The following is a 16,212-nucleotide window of genomic DNA, read 5'->3' on the forward strand; positions in this document are numbered from 1 at the left end:
TTAGCGCAGGGCGTGCGGGGTGGGAAGCGGAGAGGGCGGTCGCGGCAGGCCTACTTCACCGCCACGGTCTTTCTGTTGACGAACTCCAGTATGCCCTCGCGGGCCAGCTCCCGCCCGTGGCCGGACGCCTTCACCCCGCCGAAGGGCAGGCGCGGATCGCTCGCGACCATCTGGTTGACGTATGTCGAGCCGGCCTCGATGCGGTTGACCGCTTCGGTGATCTCGTCCTCGTCGGTGGACCAGAAGGACGAGCCGAGCCCGTACTTGTGATCGTTGGCGAGGTTTATCGCCGCGTCGAGATCGCTGACCCTGAAGAAGAGCGCGACCGGCCCGAACAGCTCATCGCGGTAGCCGGGGCTGTCCTCGGGGATGTCCTCCAGCACGCCGGGGCTGAACCAGGCGCCTTCGCCCTTGCGGCCCTTGAGCACCTCGCGCGCGCCGGCATCGATCGTCTTCCTGACCTGTTCGTGCAGGCCTTTGGCGGCGGCCTCGTCGACGAGCGGGCCGATATCGGTGTCCGCCTCCATCGGGTCGCCGACCCTCTTGCGCTCGAGCTCCTCCACGAAGCGGTCGCGAAAGTCCTCGTAGATGTCGGCATGGACGATGAAGCGCTTGGCCGCGATGCAGGACTGGCCGTTGTTCTGGATGCGCGCGAACACGCCGGTCTTCACCGCCTCGTCGAGATCGGCGCTCGGCATGACGACGAAGGCGTCCGAGCCGCCGAGCTCCAGCACGTGGGGCTTCAGCGCCGCGCCGGCCTGCTTGCCGACGGCGCGGCCCGCGCCTTCCGAGCCGGTCAGCGTCACGCCCTTGACCCGGGCGTCGGCGATGATCTCGCCGGCCTTGGCGGAGTCCACCAGAAGGCTGCGGAAGCTGCCGGTCTCGAAGCCGGCGCGCAGAAAGATGTCCTCTATTCGCTTCGCGCACCCCGGCACGTTGGAGGAATGCTTCAGCAGGCCCGGATTGCCCGCCATCAGATTCGGCGCGGCGAAGCGGAAGACCTGCCAGAACGGGAAGTTCCACGGCATGATCGCGAAGATGGGCCCGAGCGGGATGTAGCGCACGAAGCTCTTGCCCTTCTCCTGCGCCCCCTTGGCCTCGTCCTTGAGGAAGTCGGCGGCGTTGTCGGCATAGTAGCGGCACACCCAGGCGCATTTCTCCGCCTCCGCCTTCGCCTGGGCGACGGGCTTGCCCATCTCCTGCGTCATCAGGGCGGCGAGGTCGTCCGCCTCGCTTTCCAGGATCTCCGCCGCGCGCCGCATGCGCTGCGCCCGGCCCTCGAAGCCAAGCCGGTGCAGCGTTCCCACCGCCGCCGTGGCGCGCTCGAGCGCGTTCTCCACATCGGTGTCGTCATGGCCGTCAAAGGTCTTGAAGACCTCGCCGGTCGCCGGGTTGATCGATCGAAATGCCATGGTGCGCCTCCGCTTGGCTCTGCCCCGTTCCAACGCCGCCCGCCCCGCACGGTTTCCCGGCGCGCGCGAAGCGGCTAGAGGAGAGCCATGAGTGTCGAACCGAGACTGTACATCGACGAGCCCCTGTCCCAAGGCGCCGAGATCGCGCTCGGCAAGGAGGCCGCTCACTATCTCGTGACCGTGATGCGCCGCGGCGAGGGGGCGGGCGTGCGCCTGTTCAACGGGCGCGACGGGGAGTGGCGCGCCGTGGTGAGCCAGGCCTCGCGCAAGTCGGCGGTGCTGGGCGTCGAGAAGCAGCTGCGCGAGCAGGCGAGCGTGCCCGACCTCGCCCTCTATTTCGCCCCCGTGAAGCGCGCGCGTACCGATTTCATCGTGGAAAAGGCGACCGAGCTCGGCGCGGCCTCCATCACCGCGGTGATGACGCGCCGCACGATCGCGGAGACGGTGCGCACCGACCGCCTCGCCGCCAACGCGAAGGAGGCCGCCGAGCAGACCGAGCGCCTCGATCTGCCGGCAATCGGCGAGCCGGTCGCGCTCGACCGCCTGCTCGACGGCTGGGACACGAACCGCAAGCTCGTTTTCTGCGACGAGGCCGGCGAGGAGGGCGAAAAGCCCTGGGGCGGGCAGGAGGGGCGCGCCCGGCCGATGCTCGAGGTGCTGCAGGAGCATCGATATGCTCCCCCGCTTGCCGGGGAGCTGTCGCGGCCGCAGGCCGTGACGGAGGGTGCGGACAACGCTGCAGCGCCCCCTTCGGCCCTTCGGGCCACGTCCTCAGGCGGGGGAGGGCAACAGCGCTGGGCCATCCTCATCGGCCCCGAAGGCGGGTTCGATCCGGGCGAGCGCGAGCTGCTGCGCTCCAAGCCCTTCTGCATCCCCGTCACCCTGGGTCCGCGCATCCTGCGGGCCGACACCGCGGCCGCCGCGGCGCTCGCCCTGTGGCAGGCGGTGCTGGGCGACTGGAACACGAGCCTGTGATTGGGCGAAGCCCGCGCTTGCGGTAGGGCCAATCGCAGCATACCTGTGCGGCCAGTCAAGGCGCTCGAAACGCGGGGCAATTCATGAGCGGCACCTATACCGCAGGCGGCGAGGGCGCCCCGATCCAGTCCAAGGCCGATCTGATCGCGGCGCTCGCGAAGGGCGAGAAGCCGCGCGAGGCCTGGCGCATCGGCACCGAGCACGAGAAGTTCGGCTTCACGCTCGAAGGCCATCGCCCGCTGCCCTATGACGGCGACGGGCCCAGCGTGAAGAAGATGCTCGAGGGGCTCACCCGCTTCGGCTGGGAGCCGATCTTCGAGAACGGCCTCGTCATCGCGCTGAAGCGCGACGGCGGGTCCATCACGCTGGAACCGGGCGGCCAGTTCGAGCTGTCCGGCGCGCCGCTGGAAACCCTGCACCAGACCTGCGCGGAGGTGAACCTGCACCTGCGCGAGGTGAGGACCGTCGCCGACGAGATCGGCGCGGGCTTCCTGGGGCTCGGCTTCTCGCCGAAATGGTCGCTGGAAGAGACCCCGATGATGCCCAAGGCGCGCTACGAGATCATGCGCGACTACATGGCCAGGGTCGGCACGCTCGGGCGCCAGATGATGTTCCGCTCCTGCACGGTGCAGACCAATCTGGATTTCTCCTCCGAAGCCGACATGGCGAAGAAGTTCCGCGTCTCCCTCGCCTTGCAGCCCGTCGCGACCGCGCTCTTCGCCAACTCTCCCTTCAAGGACGGCGGCGTGCATGGCTGGCGCTCCTACCGCGCCCATGTGTGGACCGACACCGACGCCGCGCGCACCGGCCAGCTGCCCTTCGTGTTCGAGGAGGGCTTCGGCTACGAGCACTATGTCGACTGGGCCCTCGACGCGCCGATGTATTTCGTCAAGCGCAAGGGCCGCTTCATCAATGCGGCCGGCCAGAGCTTCCGCGACTTCCTGAAGGGCGAGCTGCCCGCGCTGCCCGGCGTCATTCCCACGGTCGAGGACTGGGAGGACCATCTCTCCACCCTCTTCCCCGAGGTGCGCCTGAAGACCTTCCTGGAACAGCGCGGCGCCGACGGCGGCCCGTGGAAGCGCCTGTGCGCGCTGCCCGCCCTGTGGGTCGGCCTCCTTTACGACGACGCCGCGCTCGATGCCGCCTGGGACCTGGTGAAGGACTGGACGCCCGAGGAACGCGCCGCCCTCAGGAAGGACACCGCGAAGCGCGCCCTGCAGGCCGAATTCCGCGGCGGCAAGGTGCAGGACATCGCCCTGAAGGTCCTCGACATCGCCCGCGAGGGGCTGAAGCGCCGCGGCAGGCTCAACGCCCACGGCGAGCACGAAGCCCTCTTCCTCGACGACCTCTTCGACATCGCCAGAAGCGGCAAGTCCCCCGCCGACGTCCTGCTGGAGCGGTATTACGGCGAATGGAACGAGAGCGTGGAGCCGGTGTTCGAGGCGTGCGCGTATTAGGGGCTTTCCGGCGCCAAGGGCTTCAACCTTCCCCCAACCGCGTCATGGCCCGGCTCGACCGGGCCACCCAGGCCTCTCCGGCGGTTAGGCGCGCGGCGTATCCGTTACGCCATGGATCCCCCGGATGAGGCTTCGCCTCGCCGGAGGATGACGGCGTTCCACGGCCCTTGGGTCCCGCCTTTCGGCGGGAAGCGATAAAGGGGCAGTGTCCGGGGCGGCGCCTACTCCTCCGCCCCCGGATCGTGCTCCTCGAACCAGGCCAGGATGTGCCCGACCTTCTGCAGCAGACGCGAGGGGCGCGAATCGGCGATGCCGTGAAAGGCGCCCGGGATGCGCACCAGCCGGCTCTCGATGCCGCGGATCTGCAGCGCGTTGTAGTACTGCTCGGACTCGAAGACGGGGGTGCGCCGGTCCTCGGCGCCGACGAGCACCAGGGTCGGGGTCTCGACATCTCCGACATGGGAGAGCGGCGAGCGCTCCCAGTAGATCTCCGGGTTCTCCCAGGGCAGCTCGCCGAACCAGTAGGGCCAGATCATCGGGCCGATATCGGCGGCGAGCACGAAGCTCGTCCAGTTGATCACGGGCTTCGCGACCGCTGCGGCGGCGAAGCGGTGGTCGTTGCCGATGATCTCGGCGGTCAGCACGCCCCCGCCCGAGCCGCCGGTGACGAACAGGCGGTCCTCGTCGACGAAGCCGCGCGCCACGACGGCGTCGACGCCGGAGAGAAGATCGTCCACGTCCTGTCCCGGATAGGCCTTGTCGATCAGGTTGGAGAATTCCTCGCCATAGGAGGTCGAGCCGCGCGGATTGGTGTAGAGCACGACATAGCCCGCGGCGGCGAAGAGCTGGACCTCGCCGGAGAATTGCGGCCCGTAGGCGGTGTGCGGTCCGCCGTGGATCTCCAGGATCAGCGGATAGTCCCGGGTTTCGTCGAAGCCCGGCGGGTAGGCGATCCAGCCCTGGATCTCGCGCCCGTCGGCCGGGCTTTCCCAGGTGATCTCCTCGATGCGGGCGAGATCGCGCTGGCCCAGCACGTCGCCGTTGAGATCGGTGATCACCTCGACATCGCCGCGGCGGCGCCCGACGCCCACGTTGGACAGGTCGGCCGGAGCGCCGATCGTGGCGGTATAGCGCCCGTTGTCCGACACCGAGAAGCTGCCCGAGGTGTAGGGCCGCCCGAACGTCGTCCCGCCGAGCCGGTCGGTCAGTTCGGTCAGGCGCCCGCCGGTGGTCACGAAGGCGAGCACGGTCTCGCCCCGGTCGTCATAGCGGATCCACAGCCCGTCGCCGGACGCGTCCCACACCGCCTGGTCGATGCCCCGGTCGAGATCGGAGAGGAGCTGGCGGCGCTCGCCGGTGTCGAGGTCCATCAGGAAAAGCCGGTTGTCCTGGTTTGAGGTGCGCACGTTCTCGTAGCCGAGATAGGCGAGCGTCTCCCCGTCGGGCGAGAGATCGGGCGCGCCTTCCGGGCCGTTGAAATCGGTGACCTGGCGCGTTTCGCCGCCGCGTGCGGGGACGGCGTGGATGTTCGACTGGCCGAAATCGAAGTTGAGGGCCTGGTTCCCGCCGAAGGAGAAGAAGATCTCCGCGCCGTCCGGGCTCCATTCCAGGCCCGAGACATTGCCGGGTTCGAGTTCGGTCAGCTGGCGCGGCGCGCCGCCCTGCGAAGAGATGACGAAGACCTGCTGCGCCCCGTCGCGGATCTCGCCGACCCCGTCGAACTCGTACATCACCGTCTCGTCGACGAGGGCGGGCTCGGCCCATTCCGCTCCGGGCGGCTTGGCGGGCAGGCCGATATCGACCTGCGTGCCCTGGCCCGGCACGAAGGCGGTATAGGCGAGCCAGGCCCCGTCCGGCGACCAGGAAAGATTGCCCGCTCCGGTCGGCAGGGTGGCGAGCGGGGCCGTCCGGCCGCTCGCCACGTCGACCATCATCAGGCGCGTCTTGTTCTCGTGGCTCGTGACGAAGGCGATGCTCGCCCCGTCCGGCGACCAGCGCGGGCTCGTGTGGTTGCCCTCCCCGGCGACGAGCGGGCGGTGATCGGAGCCGTCGTAATCGACCAGCCAGAGGGCGGAAACCGTCTGGTCGGTCATGATGTCGTTGGAGCGGCGCTGGTAGACCACCCGGCTTCCGTCCGGGGCGATCCGCGGATCGGCGGCCATCTCCAGGGAGAAGATGTCGGCGAAGTCCAGCCGGTCCTGCGCCTGGGCGAGGGCGGGGGCGCAGACGGCAAGGGCGCCGGCAGCCAGGGCGGCGCGCGCGAAGACATTCATGAGAAACTCCTCCCGGATCATTTTGGCCGGGACGATAGTCCGCGCCCCGAGCCCGCGGCAAGCGCGCCGGAAGCTCAGGCCGCGCTCGACAGTGCCCGCGCCCGCGACAGGCGGTAGGGCACGGCCAGCTCGCTGCGCTCGCCGAACACCGGTCCGGCGATGAGGCGGACGGGCGAGGCGAGGGCGATCTTCAGCTGTTCCCAGTCGGCGACGGCGTCGAGATAGACCGGCAGCGAGATGCGCCTGGCGAGCGCGCAGAAGCGCTCGAGATCGTGTTCGATGGCGGAGCGCGAGCCGGAAGCGGGAAGGCTCGCGCCGACGAGGGTGGCGCCGGCATTCTCGAAGCGCTGCAGGGAGAGCGCATCGAGCGAGGCATGCAGGACCAGGCGGCCGCAGTGCGGCAGCAGGGTGCGACAATTCTCGCTGATCTGTCCGGCCGGCGCGTCCAGGGGAGCGGCCTCCACCTTGAGGACGATCAGCCGGCGCAACGCTTCGGGAATGGCGGCGAGCGCAGTGGCGTAGCGCGTGCGCGTCCCCGGGTGGGCGAGCGCGGGATAGCCGACCGGGGTGATGACGCCGCAGCGCGCGTTTCCCGCCTGCAGGGCGCTGAGCGCCTCGCGCACGAGCGCCAGCACGGCAAGGTCCAGCTCCAGGCGCGGTTCGTGCCCCGGGCGCCCGCACAGCAGGTCGCTCGCCGGCACCCAGCCCCGGCCGTCCTCGCGCCGGCGCCGCGGGCGCGCCATGAAGCTCGCCACCGCCTCGCGGCGCGGATCCCAGACCGGCCCGAACTGGAGCGGATCGATGACGCGCCGTGCGGCCAGCTGGCGTACCTCGGCGCGCGCGCCCTCCGACGCCCGTTCCTCGGCCTGGGCGGCATCGAGCGTGGCGGCGAACTCGGCGACGGAGAGCTGCTCGCAGCTGGTCTCGAGCCCCATCAGCCGCGTCATCGTCTCGCCGAGGAAGAAGCGGCGCAGTGCCTCGCCGATCGCCCGGGTCGTCGCCTGTGCCTCTTCCGGCTCGCTGCCGCGATAGACCACGAGGAAGCCGGTGGCGCACTGGATGACCAGATCGCTCTCTCCGGCGTATTTTCGGATGATGGACTCCGACGCCAGGAAGACCCGCGAGCGCAGCGACTCCCACATCGGCCCGGCCGCGGCGCGGACGGCTTCCAGATTGATGAAGCGGTACTGTCCGAGATCGACATGGTCGGCACTTGCCAGATGCCGCCGCAACTCCTCGAACACCGTGTCCTGCATGGCGCTCACCTCTGCTGTGGTGGAAAGCTTTCCACGCATTGATTGTTTTTCCGTAACCCGGCCGCCCATGCTGCGAAGCAGCAAAGAAGAAGAAATAATATTCGCATGCGCAGCAAAGGCGATGAATTGCGTGCCTGTTGTGCAACAGTTTCGTGAAAACCGGAGTCGAGCGGAGCCGGGGGCCAAGAAAACCGCTGACGCCGTCTTGAGGTGTGTTTTTATGAATGGCGTTCATAACCGGCGCGCCTCGGGCGGCGCGCGAAGACAGGCCCGGCTACCGGGACGATTCGGGAGGGAAATTCCATGATGCGCCTGAAGTCACGCACAATGCTGTGCCTCGCCGCCTCGGCGGGCGTTCTGGCCGCGGCGATCTCGCCGGTCTTGCGCAGGACCCCGCGCCGACGACCGGCGAAGTCGTCCGCGACGTCATCCTGGTCACCGCCACCAAGCGGCCGGAGGGCGTCGACGTGCAGGATGCGCCGGTCGCCGTCACCGCCTATAGCGGCGAGCTGATCGATGCGCTGAACGTGCGCGATCTCGAGGACCTGAGCTATTACGCCCCGAACATCCAGCTGGAGGATATCGGCACCTCGGAGGGGATCGCGAACTTCTCCATCCGCGGCCTCGGGGTGAACTCCTCGATCCCCTCCATCGACCCGACCGTGGGCGTGTTCCTGGACGGCATGTATCTCGGCATCAACAGCGGGGTGATCCTGGACACCTGGGACCTCGAGGCCGTCGAGGTGCTGCGCGGTCCCCAGGGCATCCTGTTCGGACGCAACGTGACCGGCGGCGCCGTGCTGGTGCGCACCACCACCCCGACCGACGAGTTCCGCTGGAGTGCGCGCGCCGCGGTGGAGAGCGGGCTGAACACCTTCCTGTCCGGCGTCGTCTCCGGGCCGCTCTCGGAGACCTTCAGCGCCAAGCTCGCCCTCTACGGCAACTGGGACGAGGGCTATCACGAGAACCTGTTCGACGGCTCCGAGCACGGCGAGGGTCACACCTATCTGGTGCGCCCGGCCTTCGCCTTCCGTCCGAACGACAGTTTCGAGACCATACTGCGCCTGGAATACGGGGAGGGCGAGACCGACGGCCCGGCCTCGCAGAACCACGTCAACGGCCTCGGCATCGGCGGGCTGTTCCCGCGTGACAGCCACCGCTTCTCGATCGACGAGACCGGCTTCGCCACGAGCGAATGGTTCAACGTGATCAACGAGACCAATCTCGACGTCGCGTTCGGCAACGGCACGATCACCAACATCTTCGGCTGGCGCGACTACCAGGGCGAGAGCCTGGGCGATATCGACGCCACCCCGTCCTTCCTGTTCCACGCCCCGGCCTCGGTCGACCAGGAGCAGTGGTCCAACGAGCTGCGCTATGCCGGCACGTTCGGCAGCGTCGACGTCACGGCGGGCCTGTTCTACTTCGAACAGGAGCTCGGCTATGTCGAGCAGCGCCTCCTCCTGTTCGGCCTGCTCAACCTGATCGGCGGCGGCTCGGTGGATACCGAGAGCTTCGGCGCGTTCACCCAGTTCGACTGGAACGTGAACGAGAACCTCATCGTGTCGGTCGGCGGGCGCTACTCCGAGGAGAGCAAGGACGCGCGCGTCCAGACGCTCCTGCCGGCCGCCCTGCCTTTCGTGGACTGCGAGGTCACGGTGGGATGCAGCTCGGCCGACTTCGTGGACTCCGACGAATGGGATTCCTTCTCGCCCAAGATCGGCGTGCAGTATTTCTTCGACGAGAACACGAACATCTACGGTTTCTGGACCCAGGGCTTCCGCAGCGGCGGCTACAATCTGCGCAACACGAACCCGGCCTTCACGCCCGGCCCGTTCGACCAGGAGCAGGTGGATTCCTTCGAGGCCGGCCTGAAGACCGACTTCGCCGATGGCCTCGGCCGGCTCAATCTCGCGGTGTTCCACAACGACATCAGCGACATGCAGCGCGAGGTGAACCTCGCCAGCTCCGCGACCGCCGTCGTGCAGATCATTCGCAACACGGCGGACGCGACGATCCAGGGCTTCGAGGGCGAGCTCACCTTCCAGCTCGCCGACAACCTCGTCTTCCTGGGCTCGCTCGGCTATGTCGACGGCGATTACGACAGCGTCCTGTTCGACATCTCCGGCGACGGGGTGGTCGACGAGACCGACCTCAATCTCGACATCCCGCGCCTGGCTCCCTGGACCTACAATCTCGGCCTGGTCCACGACCTGCGGCTGGAGGACTGGGGCACGCTGGTCAGCCGGGTGAACTACAGCTATCGCGACGAGGCGGCCTATACCGACAACAATCTGGGATTCTTCGACGAGGCCAACATCCTCGACGTGGTCTTCACCTTCCAGATGAATGACGGCCGCACCGAGTTCTCGATCTACGGCCGCAACGTCCTGGACGAGGTGACCTACGGCAACGACACCCAGCTTCCCGCCACGCTCGGGCCCGTTCCACTCGGCGGCACGTTCTCGCCGCTCGACAAGGGCAAGATCTGGGGCGTGGAGCTGCGCCTGAGGAACTAGCCGCAACCGATTTCCCGGGGCGGTCTCCGATTCGGGGCCGCCCCGGCGAAGCGCGCTGCGCTGCAACATGATATCGCCCGCCGGTTCTCGCAAGCGCAGCAGAACCGGCGGGTTTCGGCGTGACCGGATTGCAACGGTTCTGTGAAAAGAGCCGCTCGGAATACGTTCATGCACATTTTCGAACCCTGTTCACGGTAGCCCGCCCTTCTTTCGGGCGGCCGAATGCGTTACTCTCTCCTCCAGGCGCCCGGACGGGCGCGGACACGGCAACAAGCCGGCCAGACATCGGAGGAATTTCATGACGTCTCGTACTTCCCGCACGCTTCTCATGGCGGCGGTCTCCTCGTTCGCGCTCGCTGGCGTGGCGAACGCACAGGCCCCCGAAACCGGGCAGGGCGACCGGCGCGTCGTCGACGTGATCACGGTCACGGCCCAGCAGCGCGAGGAGAGCGTACAGGACGTGCCGCTCTCGATCGGCGCCTATGACGAGGGCGCGCTGGAGAGCGCCGGCGTGCAGGACATCAAGGACCTCATCTCGATCGCCCCGGGCCTGATGGTGACCTCCACCCAGGCCGAGACCATCACCACCGCGCGCATCCGCGGCGTCGGCACGGTGGGCGACAATTTCGGCCTCGAGAGCTCGGTCGGCGTGTATATCGACGGCGTGTTCCGCGCCCGCAACGGGGTCGGCTTCGGCGATCTCGGCGAGCTGGAACGCATCGAGGTGCTGCGCGGGCCCCAGGGCACGCTGTTCGGCAAGAACACCTCGGCCGGCGTGCTCAACATCGTCACCGCCGAGCCCGAATTCACGCCCGGCGGCTCGCTCGAGTACACCTACGGGGAATACAACTACAATCGCATCGCCGGTCACGTGACCGGTCCGCTCGTCGAGGACAAGCTCGCCTTCCGCCTGTTCGGCGTGTCCGGCCAGCGCGACGGCTTCACCGATCTCGTGATCGAGCAGGGCGGAACGGCCCGCACCACCGAGTCCGAGACCCAGGACTACTACTCCTTCCGCGGCCAGCTGCTCTGGACCCCGAACGCGCAGGTCGAGGGCCGCATCATCGCCGACTACACCGAGCGCGATGAGCTGTGCTGCTCGGCCGTGCAGTGGGACTACACCGCGGCCGCGGCCGCCTTCGTCAATTCGGTGGGCGGCCAGGTGCTGCAGCCGGCCGATCCGGACCGGCGCCTCGCCTTCGCCAATCGCGACTACCAGCAGGACGTGGAGGACTGGGGCATCTCGGCGGAGTTCGATTTCGATCTCGACCTCGGCACGCTGACCTCGGTGACCGCCTTCCGCAACTGGTCCAACCAGCGCAGCCAGGACATCGACTATTCCAGCGCCGACATCGCCTATCGCGATTTCGACAACAACTTCACCGATCTTGAGCGCTTCAGCCAGGAATTCCGCCTGCAGGGCGTCAATGGCGATCTCGACTGGCTCGTCGGTGCGTTCTACTCGCGCGAGGACCTGCATCTGGGCGACGCCATCCAGTTCGGCACCGATTGGGAACCCTTCCTCGGCCGTCTGCTGACCGCCGGCTCGGTTCCCCCGCTCGGCACCCCGGCCGGCGTCTCCGCGACGCTGTCGGCGCTGACCGGCGGCGCGATCGCCATCCCGCCGGGCTCGGCCATTCCCGGCGGCACCGGCGTGAACCAGGACATCTACGACCAGACCGCCACGAGCTGGGCGCTGTTCACCCACAACACCTACCAGCTCACCGACCGCTTCGCGCTGACGGGGGGCTTGCGCTACACCCGCGAGGAGAAGGAGGTCACGGCCTCGTTCTCGACCAATTCCCCGCTGGCCTGCGCCGCGCTGGAAGGCGCCTTCGGCTTCGATCCGGTCACCGGATTCGTGACCTTCGCGACGGGAGCCGGCCTGCCGGCCTCGACGATCCAGGGCGGGGCGACCGCGATCGGGAATATCTGCCTGCCCTATGCCCGTTCGGGCCTGGATCAGACCGGCTACGACCAGGAGCGCTCCGACGAGGAGGTCTCCGGCACGCTGCGCGCGACCTACGACCTGACCGACGAGGTCATGACCTATGCCGGCTATTCGCGCGGCTTCAAGGCGGGTGGTTTCAACCTCGACCGCCAGTTCAACGGTCCGATCGATCCGGCCCTCGGCTATACCGACGTGGACACCTCGTTCGCGCCGGAAATCATCGACGCCTACGAGGCCGGCTTCAAGTCGACGCTCGCCGGCGGCGCGCTGCAGCTCAACGCCAACCTGTTCTACCAGGAGATCCAGGACTTCCAGCTCAACACCTTCAACGGCATCGCCTTCGTGGTGGAGAGCGTGGACGAATCCACCTCGCGCGGCGTGGAGCTGGACTTCCAGTACGCCACCCCGGTCGACGGGCTCGATATCTCGGGCGGCTACGCCTATGTCGACGCCACCTATGACGAGGTGAACACGGGCGATCCGCTGGTCGACGCGATCGAGGGCAAGAACCTGTCGCTCTCGCCGGAGCATTTCCTGACCGGCCAGGTGATCTACGAGCGTCCGATCACGGCCAACCTCAACGGCCTGTTCTCGATCGATGCCCGCTACGTGTCGGAATACAACACCGGTTCCGACCTCGATCCGGAGAAGGTCCAGGACGCCTTCACCCTGGTCAATGCGCGTCTCGGCGTGTCGACGAACACCGGCTGGTCGGTCGAGCTGTGGGGCCGCAATCTCACCGACGAGACCTACGCCCAGGTCGCGATCGACGCCTTCGCCCAGGGCCGCCGGGCCGGGGCGGGCACGTCCAACGACCCGCGGGCCACGGCCTCCTACGATGCCTTCCTGGGCGCGCCGCGCACCTGGGGCATCACCGTGGCCAAGGAATGGTAGGCGTCTGACGCCCCACTCGAGACGGGAAGGGCCGGAGCATCGCTCCGGCCCTTTTCGTTTCAGCCGCCGAAAGCGGCGAGCGTGTCCTCGGGCACCCGCCCCACCGTGACGTGCTTCGGCCCGCGCCCGGCGGGCAGGCGCGCGATCTCGGCGCGTCCGGCAAGGGACACCAGCGAGACATCGTCGCTGCGATTGTTGGCGAGCACGCAGATGCCGCCATCGAGGGACAGCGCCGCCCAGCTCGGGCCATCGCCCACCGGCACCGCCGCGATCAGCGACAGCTCCGGCGCCGAGACGAGCCCGGCATAGTCCGAGGCGCGTGCCGCGACGCACAGCGTCGCCTCGTCGGGGGTGAGGGCGAGGCCGTGATGGGGCGCCTCGAAATCCCAGTCGGCCTCGGTCACGCCCGCGGCGACCGGCAGTTCGAGCCGGTCCGTCACCTCGGCGGTCGAGAGATCGTAGGCGATCAGGGCGTGCGCGTTGGACAGCTGGGCATAGAGCCGGTTCCCGTCCGCCGTGACCTGGAAGGGGCGCACGCCCGCCTCGAAAGCGAAGCGCTCGCGCACCTCGAGGCTCGCCGCATCGGCGAGCGTGACCGTGTAGGCGTGGTCCTGTTCGCCGCGCCCGGCGAGCGGGGCGGTCATCTCCCCGAGGCTCGCGACATAGACCTGCGCGCCGTCGGGCGAGACATGCACGTCGTGCGGCCAGCGCCCGGCGGTGAAGCGCCCGATCCTCGCCCCGTCCCGCGTGTCGAGCACCTCCACGACGTCGCCGGAATAGATCAGGGTGGAGACGTAGAGCCGCTCGCCGTCCGGCGAGATCGCCATGTGGTCGGCGCGCAGGCCCGCGACCGGCGTGCGCCAGAGGATCGCCCCGCTCGCGATGTCGAAGGCCGCGACGTCGCCGAGATGGCCGCGCGAGACGAACAGCACCCGCCCGTCGCGCGACAGGTCGCTATCCTGGGCATAGTTCAGCCCGCCTTCGGCTTCCACGCGTCCCTGCGCGAGGAACTGCAGCGGATCGCGCAGCAGCCCGGGCCGCCGACCGTCGGCAAGAACGTCGATCTCGCCGAGGGTTTCGGCGGAGGCGATGTCGATCAGGGTGACGGTCCCGCCCACGGCATTGGCGACGAAGGCGATCTCTCGGGACGGTCCGGCGACCGGGGCCGCGGACTCAACCGGTCCGGTCCCGTAGCGTGCCTCCTGCCAGGCCCGCAGGCCGGCAAACCCGCCCGCGAGGAGCGCCCCGGCCAGCAGTCCGGCCGCGAATTTCGACATCGCCATGCCCGCCCTCCCGATGCTTCCGGCAAGAGCCTAGCATCGCGAGGCGGGTGCCGGGAGGCCTCACACCGCCACGATCTTCTCGTAGGCCGGCAGGGTCAGGAATTCGGGGAAGTCCTCGGCGAAGACGAGATCGCGCAGCAGGGCGACCGCCTCGTCATAACGGCCCGCCTGCCAGGCCTCTTGTCCGGCTTCCGCGCCGATCTCCGCGACGGCCGCATCGATCGCCGCATCCAGACGGGCCTTGTCGATGCGCTGGCCGTCCGCCGTCTTCGCGCCGTGCACGCGCCATTGCCAGAGCTGGGCGCGGCTGATCTCGGCGGTGGCCGCATCCTCCATCAGGTTGTGGATCGGCGCCGCGCCGCGTCCCGACAGCCAGGAGGCGATGTAGCGGATGGCGACGTCGACATTGGCCGACACGCCCGCTTGCGTGATCTCCCCCTCGGGTGCTGCCAGATAGTCCTGCGCCCTGTCGCTCGCCTCCGGGATCACCGAGAGCTGGTTCGGCCCGTCCATGACCTTGTCGAACGCGGCCATGGCGATGGGCACGAGGGCGGGGTGGGCGACCCAGGCGCCATCGTGGCCGATGCTCGCCTCCCGGGTCTTGTCGGCCTTCACCTTGTCGAGCGCGGCCGCGTTCCGGGCCTCGTCGCCCTTGACCGGGATGAAGGCGCTCATTCCGCCCATGGCGTGCGCGCCGCGCCGGTGGCACACGGCGATGACGCGTTTCGCGTACTCGGCCATGAAGGGCGTGGCCATCGTCACCGCCGCGCGGTCGGGCAGGACCTTTGTCCCATCGGTGCGCTGGCGCTTGATATAGCTGAAGATATAGTCCCAGCGCCCGGCATTGAGGGCGGTGAGGTTCTCGCGCAGCGCGTAGATGATCTCGTCGAGCTCGAAGGTCGCCGGCAGGGTCTCGATGAGCACGGTCACGCGCACCGTGCCGCGTTCCAGGCCCAGAACCTCCTCGCAATGGCGGATGACCAGCGACCAGAGCCGCGCCTCGTGCCGGGTTTCCAGCTTGGGCAGGTAGAAATACGGCCCCGTGCCGCGCCGCTTCAGCTCCCCATGATTGTGGAAGAGATAGAGCGCGAAATCGAAGAAGGCCCCGGCCATCGGCGCACCGTCGATCTCGACATGGGCTTCGTCGAGATGCAGCCCGCGCGCCCGGACGATGAGGACGGCCGTCTCATCGTTCAGCGCATAGGACTTGCCGCTCGTCTCGTCGGTGAAGTCGATCTCGCGCCGGACCGCGTCGCGCAGATTGATCTGGCCGTCCATCATGTTGGTCCAGCTCGGCGTCGAGGCGTCCTCGAAATCGGCCATGAAGCCCTTCGCGCCGGAGTTGAGCGCGTTGATGATCATCTTGCGGTCGACCGGGCCGGTGATCTCCACGCGCCGGTCCTTCAGATCCTGCGGGGCTTCGGGCACGGTCCACTCGCCGGCCCGGATCGCCGCGGTCTCGGCGGGAAAATCGAGCTGCTCCTCGCCGGCGTCCAGGCGGGCCTGCCGGTCCAGGCGCGCCTTCAGCAGCCGCTTGCGCTCGGCGTCGAAGCGCCGGTGCAGGTCGGCGAGCAGGGCGAGGGCCTCGGGTGTGAGGATCGTCTCGTAGCCCGGGCGCATCTCGCCCCTGATCCTCACGCCGTCGGGAAGGGGAAGGTCGCTGTCGCCGCGCATGGCGGTTCTCCTTTTCAGGTCTCGTGCAGGGCCTGCGCGCTGACGACGACGCCGTCGCGGTCGGCATAGATCCAGTCGCCGGGATGGATCGTCACCCCGCACACCCGGACCGGAACCTCGCGGGTGCCGCGGCCCTGCTTGTCGGTCTTCATCGGCACGCTGGCGAGCGCCATGACGCCGATATCGCTCTGTTCCAGTTCGTGGCCGTCGCGCACCGCGCCGCACACGAGGACGCCGCTCCAGCCGGTCTTCGCGCCCAGCGCTGCCAGATTGCCCCCGACGAGCGCGCGATCGACCTTGCCGCCATTGTCGACGACGAGCACGCGGCCCTCGCCCGGCTCCTCGAGCGCCTCGCGGACCTTCGAGTTGTCGTTCTCCGCGCGCACCGTGGCGGCGCGGCCGTGGAAGATGGCCCGCCCGCCATAGGCGCGCAGGCCCGGCGTCAGGACGCGCACCGCATCGGGGTGCGCGTCGCACAGATCGGCCGTTCGGATCGGATCAGTCATGAGCCCTTCGAT

General features: G+C 68.6%; 10 protein-coding genes. 4 read left to right on the forward strand and 6 right to left on the reverse strand.

Translation table 11 applies throughout. The features are described 5' to 3' along the window. Positions 1-50: 50 nt before the first annotated feature. Positions 51-1,412, reverse strand: coding sequence for an NAD-dependent succinate-semialdehyde dehydrogenase (locus JW792_RS01475; RefSeq protein ID WP_135994425.1), 1,362 nt, complete (start codon positions 1,410-1,412; stop codon positions 51-53). An 87-nt stretch (positions 1,413-1,499) separates the two neighbouring features. Here JW792_RS01475 and JW792_RS01480 point away from each other — a divergent pair, with 87 nt between their 5' ends. Next, entirely contained in the window at positions 1,500-2,387 is an 888-nt protein-coding gene (locus JW792_RS01480) for a 16S rRNA (uracil(1498)-N(3))-methyltransferase (RefSeq protein ID WP_135994424.1), read from the forward strand. Positions 2,388-2,470: 83 nt separating this feature from the next. After that, positions 2,471-3,844 carry a glutamate--cysteine ligase gene (locus tag JW792_RS01485; RefSeq protein WP_135994423.1) on the forward strand — a complete coding sequence of 458 codons (1,374 nt, stop codon included), beginning with the start codon at positions 2,471-2,473 and terminating at the stop codon, positions 3,842-3,844. A 221-nt stretch (positions 3,845-4,065) separates the two neighbouring features. On the opposite strand, the gene JW792_RS01490 is transcribed toward JW792_RS01485, so the two are convergent. Continuing rightward, positions 4,066-6,117, reverse strand: coding sequence for a S9 family peptidase (locus JW792_RS01490; protein ID WP_135994422.1), 2,052 nt, complete (start codon positions 6,115-6,117; stop codon positions 4,066-4,068). A gap of 74 nt (positions 6,118-6,191) precedes the next feature. Continuing rightward, positions 6,192-7,412, reverse strand: a complete 1,221-nt coding sequence (locus JW792_RS01495; RefSeq protein WP_135994421.1) for a hypothetical protein — start codon at positions 7,410-7,412, stop codon at positions 6,192-6,194. A 293-nt stretch (positions 7,413-7,705) separates the two neighbouring features. On the opposite strand from JW792_RS01495, the gene JW792_RS01500 reads away from it, so the two are divergent. Beyond that, complete coding sequence (locus JW792_RS01500) at positions 7,706-9,892, forward strand: TonB-dependent receptor (RefSeq protein ID WP_206340876.1); 2,187 nt, start codon at positions 7,706-7,708, stop codon at positions 9,890-9,892. 298 nt (positions 9,893-10,190) lie between these two features. Next, the gene (locus JW792_RS01505; RefSeq protein WP_135994419.1) at positions 10,191-12,737 is read left to right on the forward strand and encodes a TonB-dependent receptor; all 2,547 of its coding nucleotides are present in this window, start codon (positions 10,191-10,193) and stop codon (positions 12,735-12,737) included. A gap of 59 nt (positions 12,738-12,796) precedes the next feature. On the opposite strand, the gene JW792_RS01510 is transcribed toward JW792_RS01505, so the two are convergent. The 3 genes from JW792_RS01510 to rraA are packed head-to-tail and all read right to left on the reverse strand — an operon-like array spanning position 12,797 to position 16,200. Further along, entirely contained in the window at positions 12,797-14,020 is a 1,224-nt protein-coding gene (locus tag JW792_RS01510) for a YncE family protein (RefSeq protein ID WP_135994418.1), read from the reverse strand. A 60-nt stretch (positions 14,021-14,080) separates the two neighbouring features. Further along, on the reverse strand, positions 14,081-15,694 hold the full coding sequence (gene aceB, locus JW792_RS01515) for a malate synthase A (RefSeq protein ID WP_135994417.1): 1,614 nt from the start codon (positions 15,692-15,694) through the stop codon (positions 14,081-14,083). A gap of 14 nt (positions 15,695-15,708) precedes the next feature. Beyond that, complete coding sequence (rraA, locus tag JW792_RS01520; RefSeq protein ID WP_135994416.1) at positions 15,709-16,200, reverse strand: ribonuclease E activity regulator RraA; 492 nt, start codon at positions 16,198-16,200, stop codon at positions 15,709-15,711. Positions 16,201-16,212: the final 12 nt, after the last annotated feature.

Origin of the sequence: Marinicauda algicola, from assembly GCF_017161425.1 — a bacterium.
Taxonomy (GTDB): domain Bacteria; phylum Pseudomonadota; class Alphaproteobacteria; order Caulobacterales; family Maricaulaceae; genus Marinicauda; species Marinicauda algicola.

Excerpts from the sequence above, each read along its gene's own strand:
- JW792_RS01475 (WP_135994425.1), bottom strand. The coding sequence starts at position 1,412 with ATGGCATTTCGATCGATCAACCCGGCGACCGGCGAGGTCTTCAAGACC.
- JW792_RS01490 (WP_135994422.1), bottom strand. The coding sequence starts at position 6,117 with ATGAATGTCTTCGCGCGCGCCGCCCTGGCTGCCGGCGCCCTTGCCGTC.
- rraA (WP_135994416.1), bottom strand. The coding sequence starts at position 16,200 with ATGACTGATCCGATCCGAACGGCCGATCTGTGCGACGCGCACCCCGAT.
- JW792_RS01485 (WP_135994423.1), top strand. The coding sequence starts at position 2,471 with ATGAGCGGCACCTATACCGCAGGCGGCGAGGGCGCCCCGATCCAGTCC.
- JW792_RS01480 (WP_135994424.1), top strand. The coding sequence starts at position 1,500 with ATGAGTGTCGAACCGAGACTGTACATCGACGAGCCCCTGTCCCAAGGC.
- aceB (WP_135994417.1), bottom strand. The coding sequence starts at position 15,694 with ATGCGCGGCGACAGCGACCTTCCCCTTCCCGACGGCGTGAGGATCAGG.
- JW792_RS01495 (WP_135994421.1), bottom strand. The coding sequence starts at position 7,412 with ATGCGTGGAAAGCTTTCCACCACAGCAGAGGTGAGCGCCATGCAGGAC.
- JW792_RS01510 (WP_135994418.1), bottom strand. The coding sequence starts at position 14,020 with ATGGCGATGTCGAAATTCGCGGCCGGACTGCTGGCCGGGGCGCTCCTC.
- JW792_RS01505 (WP_135994419.1), top strand. The coding sequence starts at position 10,191 with ATGACGTCTCGTACTTCCCGCACGCTTCTCATGGCGGCGGTCTCCTCG.